At 38.9% G+C, this 5,026-nt stretch carries 5 protein-coding genes and 1 tRNA gene; 3 read left to right on the plus strand and 3 right to left on the minus strand.

The features are described 5' to 3' along the window. Nucleotides 1-7: 7 nt before the first annotated feature. The 3 genes from ACR2F3_RS08830 to atpD all read right to left on the minus strand — a co-directional run bounded on the left by ACR2F3_RS08830 (nucleotide 8) and on the right by atpD (nucleotide 3,185). On the minus strand, nucleotides 8-898 hold the full coding sequence (locus ACR2F3_RS08830) for a branched-chain amino acid transaminase (RefSeq protein WP_432709615.1): 891 nt from the start codon (nucleotides 896-898) through the stop codon (nucleotides 8-10). A 514-nt stretch (nucleotides 899-1,412) separates the two neighbouring features. Continuing rightward, entirely contained in the window at nucleotides 1,413-1,655 is a 243-nt protein-coding gene (gene atpC / locus ACR2F3_RS08835; RefSeq protein WP_432709616.1) for an ATP synthase F1 subunit epsilon, read from the minus strand. Between the two features lie 24 nt (nucleotides 1,656-1,679). Next, a complete protein-coding gene (gene atpD / locus ACR2F3_RS08840) occupies nucleotides 1,680-3,185 on the minus strand; it encodes a F0F1 ATP synthase subunit beta (RefSeq protein ID WP_432709617.1) in 1,506 nt (501 codons plus the stop codon). A 183-nt stretch (nucleotides 3,186-3,368) separates the two neighbouring features. On the opposite strand from atpD, the gene ACR2F3_RS08845 reads away from it, so the two are divergent. The 3 genes from ACR2F3_RS08845 to ACR2F3_RS08855 all read left to right on the plus strand — a co-directional run bounded on the left by ACR2F3_RS08845 (nucleotide 3,369) and on the right by ACR2F3_RS08855 (nucleotide 4,989). Beyond that, complete coding sequence (locus ACR2F3_RS08845) at nucleotides 3,369-4,283, plus strand: SDR family oxidoreductase (protein ID WP_432709618.1); 915 nt, start codon at nucleotides 3,369-3,371, stop codon at nucleotides 4,281-4,283. 67 nt (nucleotides 4,284-4,350) lie between these two features. Then, nucleotides 4,351-4,815 (plus strand): redoxin domain-containing protein, encoded by a 465-nt coding sequence (locus tag ACR2F3_RS08850; protein ID WP_432709619.1) that lies wholly within the window; start codon nucleotides 4,351-4,353, stop codon nucleotides 4,813-4,815. 100 nt (nucleotides 4,816-4,915) lie between these two features. After that, nucleotides 4,916-4,989: transfer RNA gene (locus ACR2F3_RS08855), tRNA-Arg, on the plus strand. The last annotated feature ends 37 nt before the right edge of the window (nucleotides 4,990-5,026 follow it).

Here is a 5,026-nt window from a genome sequence, read left to right on the forward strand (position 1 = left end):
CATTATATTATATAATTACTTCGTAGTTCTGTTTTTCTAATACTAATGCTTTGTAAGTACGTTGGATGGTTGCACCAACGCTTTCCTGCCATTTAACTGGATATTTAACGCCATCAATGGATTCAATACCTGCTATTTCGACTGCTGTTCCGCAGAAAAAGGCACTATCAGCTTCTTTCAGTTCATCAATATTTAAGATTTTTTCAATGCATTCGATATCAAGGGATTTGCATAGGCCAATAACGGTTGCCCTAGTAATGCCTGGTAAGATATGACCAAGTGGAGGGGTGTAAAGCTTTCCGTTTTTTTCGATAAATATATTTGCTCCTGGTGCCTCTGCTACATTGTTATGCATATCCAACAGGAGGGCTTCGTCGTAGCCCTTTGTAGTGGCTTCAGTAGTAGCAAGGATAGAGTTTACATAGTGAGCACTAATTTTCGCATCTATGGGAACTGATTTAGGGTTTGGTCGCTGGAAACTTGATAACCCTACTTTTAGTTGTTTATTGCCAAGGTAAGCGCCCCATTCCCATGCACAGATCATGATAGATACAGATTTAGGCGCCGATAAGGTCATGTTTGCACCACAAAATACCAGTGGGCGTATGTAAGCGTCAGTGAGTTTGTTTAAACTTAATACTTTATAGGTCTCTCTAATTAGTTCATCAACATCCCAGTTAAAGGGGATTTGGGCAAGTTCACAGGAGCGTTTCAGGCGCTCAAAGTGTGCCTTTGCTTTAAATATGCGTGTGCCATTATGGGTTTTGTAGGCCCTGATGCCTTCAAACGCTGCATATCCATAATGTAGCGACTGGCTATACAAGTCTGTATTGGCGTCGGTTGCTTTTACGAAAGAACCGTTTAAATAGATTACTGTTTTATCATTATAGTATGACATGGCTTCGGTTGATTTCGTCTAGTTTGATTTTTTATTAAAAAAGCGCCTCTTATGGAGGCGCTTCAGTTTTTTGATTAAATACTCTTTTACAGCGCCTTGTACTCCTGATTTAGCAGCAGTAGGTTTAGGTTAATAATGACGTTGTGAAAGCGATTCATCATGGTGTGTTTATTGTGGTTCCTGGTTTTGTTTTTATAATTACAATTTAAGGGATGGCTGTTTAGCTTGCAATAGCTGATAGAAATATTTTGAAAAAAAATTAAATATTGTTAAATGGTTTATTATTTGATTTTAATTTGGCTAAGAAGGCTTGATTAATACAATTGATGGTATAAAATAGACTAAATATGATTTCGGTATACGGTATAGTTATTATGCTAACATATAAGTTTTAGGGAAATTCGGCGTAAAATGACTGTAGTCTATCAAAAAGTTTAAAAATTTTAAAAAATCAGGTCTAAAAAAAAGCCCCTCACATTTGAATGTGAGGGGCTGTATATTATTAAATTAGATATTAAGCAACACCTTCGGCTAAAACAATAATTTTGTTTTTCAAAACCTCGACTACACCACCTTTGATGTTAAAAGTTTGTACATGGGTATTGCCTTTAATAATTACTGGTCCGTCTTCTAAGGTTGAGATAATCGGCGCATGGTCATTTAAAATCTGGAAAGAACCCATGGTACCTGGAACGGAAACCGAAGTTACTTCGCCTTCGAATACTTTTTTATCTGGTGTTAAAATTTCTAATGTCATATATATATGTTATATGCGCTTTAATTAAGCGTTTGCTTCAGCTAATATTTTCTTGCCTTTTTCAATCGCTTCTTCAATACCACCTACTAAGTTGAAAGCTGCTTCTGGATATTCATCAACTTCACCATCCATAATCATGTTAAATGCTTTGATGGTTTCTTTAATGTCTACCAATACACCTTTTAATCCGGTAAACTGTTCTGCTACGTGGAAAGGTTGTGATAAGAAACGTTGTACACGACGTGCACGGTGAACAGTTAATTTATCTTCTTCAGATAATTCGTCCATACCCAGGATGGCAATTATATCCTGAAGTTCTTTATAACGTTGTAAAATTTCTTTAACACGTTGTGCACAGTTATAGTGCTCATCACCTAATACTGCTGGCGATAAGATACGTGATGTAGAATCCAGTGGATCTACTGCAGGGTAAATACCAAGCTCAGAGATTTTACGTGATAATACAGTTGTTGCATCTAAGTGAGCAAATGTTGTTGCCGGAGCAGGGTCAGTTAAATCATCTGCAGGAACGTAAACCGCCTGTACAGATGTAATCGAACCACGTTTAGTTGAAGTAATACGCTCTTGCATTAAACCCATCTCTGTAGCCAATGTTGGTTGGTAACCTACCGCTGAAGGCATACGACCCAATAGGGCAGATACTTCAGAACCAGCCTGAGTGAAACGGAAAATGTTATCAACGAAGAATAGAATATCTTTACCAGCACCTTCACCATCTCCATCACGGAAATATTCAGCAACGGTTAATCCTGATAATGCAACACGTGCACGTGCACCAGGAGGCTCATTCATTTGACCGAACACCAATGTAGCTTTAGAATCTTTTAGTTTCTCAGTGTCAACTACAGAAAGATCCCATCCACCTTTTTCCATAGAATGAAGGAATTCATCACCATAGTTAATTACACCAGATTCGATAAACTCACGTAATAGGTCATTTCCTTCACGTGTACGCTCACCTACACCAGCGAAAACCGATAAACCAGCATGCGCTTTCGCGATGTTGTTTACCAATTCCATAATTAATACAGTTTTACCAACACCCGCACCACCGAATAATCCAATTTTACCACCTTTAGCGTAAGGCTCTAATAAATCGATTACTTTAATACCAGTGTAAAGAACTTCGATTTCAGTTGATAAATCTTCGAATTTTGGGGCAGCACTGTGAATTGGTTTACCATTAGCTTTATCAATTGTATTGATACCGTCAATAGCATCACCAACAACATTGAACAAACGACCTTTAATTTGCTCACCAACGGGCATTTTAATAGGGGCACCAGAGTCAACAACGTCCATACCACGAACCAAACCATCGGTTGAGTCCATCGCGATGGCGCGAACACGGTCTTCACCAAGGTGCTGTTGAACTTCTAAAACGACCTTATGACCGTTTTCTTTTGTAATTTCTAAAGCCGAGTAAATCTTAGGTAAATAAGCATCGGAAGCAAAACTTACGTCAACTACCGGGCCTATAATCTGCGCTATTTTTCCAATGTTAGGCATATATTGTTTTGGGTAAAATTATAAATATCAAAATGTTAAAGGCTCTTTTATGGCCTTGTAATTTGGTCTGCAAAGTTAAGTTTTTTCCACTTATATTGTATACATAAATAAAAAGTTTTTCAACTGTTTTTAAATTGATACTTTAGTACGACAAAAAACACTTTAAAACCCCGTTCATTTACGATGAAAACCATTCTGGTAACCGGCAGTAACGGCCTTTTAGGCCAGAAACTTACCGAAAATATTTTAGCGTCAAATAAGTATCACTTAATCGCTACCTCCAAAGGTGCAAACCGTTTTCCGGTAAACGAAGGCTATAGCTACGCCGAAATGGACGTGCTCGACCCACACAGCATTCACTCGGTTTTTAATAAATACCGTCCCGATGCCGTAATCCATACCGCTGCCATGACTAATGTAGACACCTGTGAGGCTCATCCCGAGTTGGCTGAGCAACTGAATATAGAAGCCGTAGGCTCCTTAGTGCGCATTTGTGAAGAGCTTAATATACATTTTATACACCTTTCTACAGACTTTATTTTTGATGGTGCGGCCGGTCCTTACGAGGAAACCGCTCTGCCAAATCCTTTAAGTTATTACGGGGAAACGAAATTAGCTGCAGAAGTGGTGGTAAAACAGGCCTCCTGCCCATGGGCCATTATCAGAACGATCTTGGTATATGGTATTGTAGCTGACTTAAGCAGAAGCAATATTGTGTTGTGGGCTAAAGGGGCATTGGAGAAAGGCCAACCCTTAAATGTGGTTAATGACCAGTGGCGTATGCCCACCCTGGCTGAAGATCTTGCAACAGCGTGTTTACTTGCGGTGGAACAAAATGCACAGGGTATCTACCATATAAGTGGTAAAGACATGATGAGTGTGGTTGAACTGGTAAGGCGTGTTGCCAATTACTGGAAGTTGGATGCCGGGCTGATTAACGAGGTGTCTAGCGCCAGTCTCAATCAAAGCGCCCCAAGACCAGTCCGTACGGGATTTATCCTCAATAAAGCGCAGAGGGATTTAGGTTACGCACCGCACAGTTTCGAGGAAGGTTTAGCACTGGTAGACCAGCAGCTGCAGTTGCAGCAGCTTCATTAAAAATGAGAATATGTTGACCTAGGGGCAACTTCCCCATACTATATTTACAAAAATTAAAACTAAAATTATGGCATTACAAGCAGGCGATAAAGCACCGGATTTTAAATTATTCAGTTCAGAACTTGAAGAAGTAGCTTTAAGTGATTTTAAAGGACAAAAAGTTGTAGTACATTTTTTTCCAATGGCCTTTACAGGTACGTGTACTGAACAACTGTGTACCATGAGGGATTCTTTTGGTTATTACGAAGGTTTAAACGCAAAGGTAGTAGCCTTATCAGTTGACTCTCCCTTTACCTTAGCTAAGTTTAAAGAAGAACAGTCTTATCAATTCCCTTTATTGTCGGATTTTAATAAAGAAACGTCTCAAGCTTACGGCGCTTACTACGATGAATTTGTGTTCAATTTGAAAGGTGTTGCTAAAAGAGCCGCTTTTGTAGTCGATGAAGAAGGAAATATTAGTTATGCTGAGGTATTGGAAAATGCAGGTGATCTACCTGATTTTAATGCAATTAAGCAAGCTGTAGAAGCGTAAAGGCATTTTATTCGCAATTATTTTAAAAATTTAATTGCGAAATAGTTGCGTATTTCAATTGCAAAAGTTACTTTTGCATTCCCTTAAACGAAAGGGAAACGCATTTGTAGCTCAATTGGATAGAGCATCTCACTACGGATGAGAAGGTTTGGGGTTCGAATCCCTACAAGTGCACAGAAAGCCTTACAGAAATGTGAGGCTTTTTTTATGC

This window comes from Pedobacter sp. (assembly GCF_045627485.1).
GTDB lineage: Bacteria > Bacteroidota > Bacteroidia > Sphingobacteriales > Sphingobacteriaceae > Pedobacter.